This is a genomic window from Streptomyces sp. UNOB3_S3 (assembly GCF_020740895.1).
In the GTDB taxonomy this organism is placed as follows: domain Bacteria; phylum Actinomycetota; class Actinomycetes; order Streptomycetales; family Streptomycetaceae; genus Streptomyces.
On sequence record NZ_JAILXP010000518.1, the window covers coordinates 1 to 3,815 of the forward strand.

General features: G+C 72.1%; 3 protein-coding genes and 1 pseudogene. All 4 read right to left on the reverse strand.

Annotated elements, in window-relative coordinates:
• Nucleotides 1–162: 162 nt before the first annotated feature.
• A complete protein-coding gene (locus K6I33_RS32850) occupies nucleotides 163–861 on the reverse strand; it encodes a demethylmenaquinone methyltransferase (protein WP_229358300.1) in 699 nt (232 codons plus the stop codon).
• A 431-nt stretch (nucleotides 862–1,292) separates the two neighbouring features.
• Nucleotides 1,293–1,940 (reverse strand): hypothetical protein, encoded by a 648-nt coding sequence (locus K6I33_RS32855; protein WP_229358301.1) that lies wholly within the window; start codon nucleotides 1,938–1,940, stop codon nucleotides 1,293–1,295.
• 12 nt (nucleotides 1,941–1,952) lie between these two features.
• Entirely contained in the window at nucleotides 1,953–3,149 is a 1,197-nt protein-coding gene (mqnC, locus tag K6I33_RS32860; RefSeq protein ID WP_229358303.1) for a cyclic dehypoxanthinyl futalosine synthase, read from the reverse strand.
• Nucleotides 3,150–3,229: 80 nt separating this feature from the next.
• Nucleotides 3,230–3,815 (reverse strand): annotated as a pseudogene (locus K6I33_RS32865) (serine/threonine protein kinase); the annotation flags it as partial.

Genomic DNA, 3,815 nt, shown 5'->3' on the forward strand with positions numbered 1-3,815 from the left:
GGGTGGCGCGGTCGGCACGGTGCCTCCGGGGCTGGGAAAAGATCATGGGCAGGGCGGTCAAGATCGTATCGATCTTGACCGCCCTGCCCATGACAATCACCCTCGGTGCGGCCGCGCCTCGGTGCGGCCGCGCCTCGGTGCGGCCGCCCGACGGTCCTGCCGTCAGTCCTGCGGCTTGAACCCGCGGTGCAGCGCGACGACGCCGCCCGTCAGGTCGCGCCACGCCACCTTCGACCAGCCGGCCTTCTGGAGCCGCGCGGCGAGCGCGGGCTGGTCCGGCCACTCGCGGATCGACTCGGCGAGGTAGACGTACGCGTCGGGGTTGCTGCACACCGTCCGGGCGATCGGCGGCAGGGCGCGCATCAGGTACTCGCTGTAGACCGTGCGGAACGGCCCCCAGGTGGGCTGGCTGAACTCGCAGATCACCACACGCCCGCCCGGCTTGGTCACACGCAGCAGCTCGCGCAGCGCGGTGTCGGTCTCCTGGACGTTGCGCAGTCCGAAGGAGATGGTCACGGCGTCGAAGACGTCGTCCGCGAAGGGCAGCTTCGTGGCGTCGCCGGCGGTCAGCGGCAGCCAGGGGTTGCGCTTCTTGCCCTCGCGCAGCATGCCGAGCGAGAAGTCGCAGGGGACGACGTAGGCGCCGTCCATGGCGAACGGGAGCGAGGACGTGCCCGTACCGGCGGCGAGGTCGAGGACCTTCTGCCCCGGGCGGGCGTCGACGGCCCGTGCCACGGCCTTGCGCCAGAGCCGGGCCTGACCGAGCGAGATGACGTCGTTGGTCAGGTCGTACTTCGCCGCCACGTCGTCGAACATCGCGGCGACTTCGTGCGGCTGCTTGTCCAGGGATGCTCGGGTCACGGACCCATTCTTCACCACGGCCCCGAAGGACCTCGGGCGGGGACGGCAGGACCTCGGCCAGGGACGGCAGGACCTTGGACGGGGACGGCCGCCCCGGGAAGGACCGGCCGTCTCGCGGTGCCGATTGCGCTCGCTCCTGTGGGCCCGCCGCAAGGACAACCGGTCCCCCCACCCGCGGCCCCCTCGGCAACAGGTTTTCTACCGGTCGTGCGTGTCCTCGCGGCCTGTCCGACGACTGGGCCCGCCACACTTTCGCACCGCGGGACGACCGAAGCGGCCGTCCCCGCGATCACCATCCTGCCGGGTGAAAGCGGTACGAACGGCTCCTCTTGATGCCGCCCTGACGTGCGGGGATGCGGTCCTTACGGATCACTGACGGGGCTCCCGGGCTCCCGGGCCGCCGGGCCGCACCCGGTCGACCCGGTCGCACCTCAGCGGCGCCGGTGCACCAGCCGCCCGGCCAACACCGTGGCGACGCACGTGCCCGCGCCGCGCTCCAGCAGCGTGGCCTCGTCCGGTACGTCGAAGACGGCGAGGTCGGCGCGGCCGCCGACGGTCAGCGGGGTGGCGACGGCGTCCGCCAGGCCGTACGCGTTGCGGAAGGGGTCGAGGTCCGGCTCCTCGAAGAGGATGCCCGGGGCGCCGAGGGGCGAGACGACCGTCAGGCCGGACCGCGCGACCGTCGTCGCCACCACCGGGTCCGAGCCGATCGCCACCGCCGTCGTGCCGTGCCGCAGCATCTGCTGCACCCCGCGCCGGACGCTGCCCGCCCAGCGCGTGTCGGTCATGTCGAGCGCTTCGAGCCGCTCCCCCGTCAGCGGACGGTCGCCCAGCTCCTCGTACTCGCGGGGATCCGGGTGGTAGGCACGCTTCAGCAGCCACTTGCCGTGCCACTGCCGCAGCCCCGGCGTGAGCACCCCCGGCCACCGCCGCACCCGCGCCCGCGGGTACGCCGCCGTGAGCTCCTCGTACGGGCCGAGCGCCGCGACCGTGCCGCCGTCGACGACCACCGCCCCGTCCGGCACGGGGTCCGTGCCGGGGACGGCGATCAGCAGGTCGGCCGCGTGGAGCGTCTGCAAGGGATCAGCCCGTCAGCTCGCCTCGACGATCTTCAGCTCGGGGTGGGCCGTGCCGCCCTCGATCGCGGTCGAGGACAGGTGCGAGACGACACGGTCGTCGACCGGGTCGTTCGCCGGGTCGTCGTGGACGAGCAGGTGCTCGTACGTCGTGGCGCGCTGCGCCGGGACGCGGCCCGCCTTGCGGATGAGGTCGATGATCTCCATCCGGTTGGAGCGGTGCTTGGCGCCGGCCGAGGAGACCACGTTCTCCTCCAGCATGATCGAGCCGAGGTCGTCCGCGCCGTAGTGCAGCGACAGCTGGCCGACCTCCTTGCCCGTGGTCAGCCACGAGCCCTGGATGTGGGCGACGTTGTCGAGGAAGAGCCGCGCGATGGCGATCATGCGCAGGTACTCGAAGAGGGTCGCCTGCGTCCGGCCCTTCAGGTGGTTGTTCTCGGGCTGGTAGGTGTACGGGATGAACGCGCGGAAGCCGCCCGTGCGGTCCTGGACGTCACGGATCATGCGCAGGTGCTCGATCCGCTCGGCGTTGGTCTCGCCCGTGCCCATCAGCATGGTGGAGGTCGACTCGACGCCCATGGTGTGGGCGATCTCCATGATCTCCAGCCAGCGCTCGCCGGACTCCTTCAGCGGCGCGATGGCCTTGCGCGGCCGCTCCGGCAGCAGCTCGGCGCCGGCGCCCGCGAAGGAGTCCAGGCCGGCGGCGTGGATGCGGCGGATGGCCTCCTCGACGCTCACACCGGAGATCCGCGACATGTGATCGACCTCGGACGCGCCGAGGGAGTGGATCACGAGCTGCGGGAACTCCTTCTTGATCGCCGCGAAGTGCTCCTCGTAGTACTCCACGCCGTAGTCGGGGTGGTGGCCGCCCTGGAACATGATCTGGGTGCCGCCGAGCTCGACCGTCTCCGCGCAGCGGCGCAGGATGTCGTCCATCGGGCGCGTCCAGACCTTCTCGCTCTTCGGCGGGGCGTAGAAGGCGCAGAACTTGCACGCGGTGACGCAGGCGTTGGTGTAGTTGATGTTGCGCTCGATGATGTACGTCGCGATGTGCTCGATGCCCGCGTAGCGCTTGCGGCGCGCGGCGTCGGCGGCCGCGCCGAGGGCGTGCAGCGGGGCGGAGCGGTAGAGCTCGAGCGCCTCCTCCGGGGTGATCCGGCCGCCGGCTGCGGCGCGGTCGAGGACGGACTGAAGGTCGGCGTTCTCGGTCACCGGGCGTCCCTTCGGAGGGGGTATGCGAATACTCGGGTCAGGGTACGCGAGGGGCTTCAGGCGGCCCGATACCGGGCCGGTCAGCCGCCGCTCCTCGTCAGCGTCGCCTTGACCTTGCCGCCCTTCACGTCGTCGGAGGAGAAGGCGAGGCCGCCGTCCGGGGCGAGGGTGTACGTCACGGCCGAGGTCTGGCCCGTACAGCCCGCTCCGGGGGTGCCGTCGGTGCTCTCCTCCAGGGTGATCCTCCCGGTGGTGGCCGAGGTCAGTCTCGCCTTGCTGTGGCACTGGATGACACCGAGCACGTCGTAGGTCGTGCGGACGGCGTAGGGGGCGTTGGGGTCGTCGGTGATGACGCTGGTCATGGTGCCGTTGGGGGTGCCGTCGGACTGGACGGCCTGGCCGGTCCAGGTGCCGGAGAAGTCCTTCAGGACGGTGGAGGGGCGGGCGGGCCCCGCGCTGGCGGCGGACGCGCCGGGCGAGGCCGCGTTGCCGCCGCTCCTGCCCTCGTCCCCGCCCGTGCCGGGCAGCAGGCCGAGGAAGAACGCCGCGGTGGTGGCGGCGGCCAGGGCACCGGCGACGGTCAGGACGAGCGTGCAGCCCCTCCCCTTGCGGGTGCCGATGGACACGGCGGCGGACTTGGCGGTGACCGTGGGGGCGTGGGGGGAG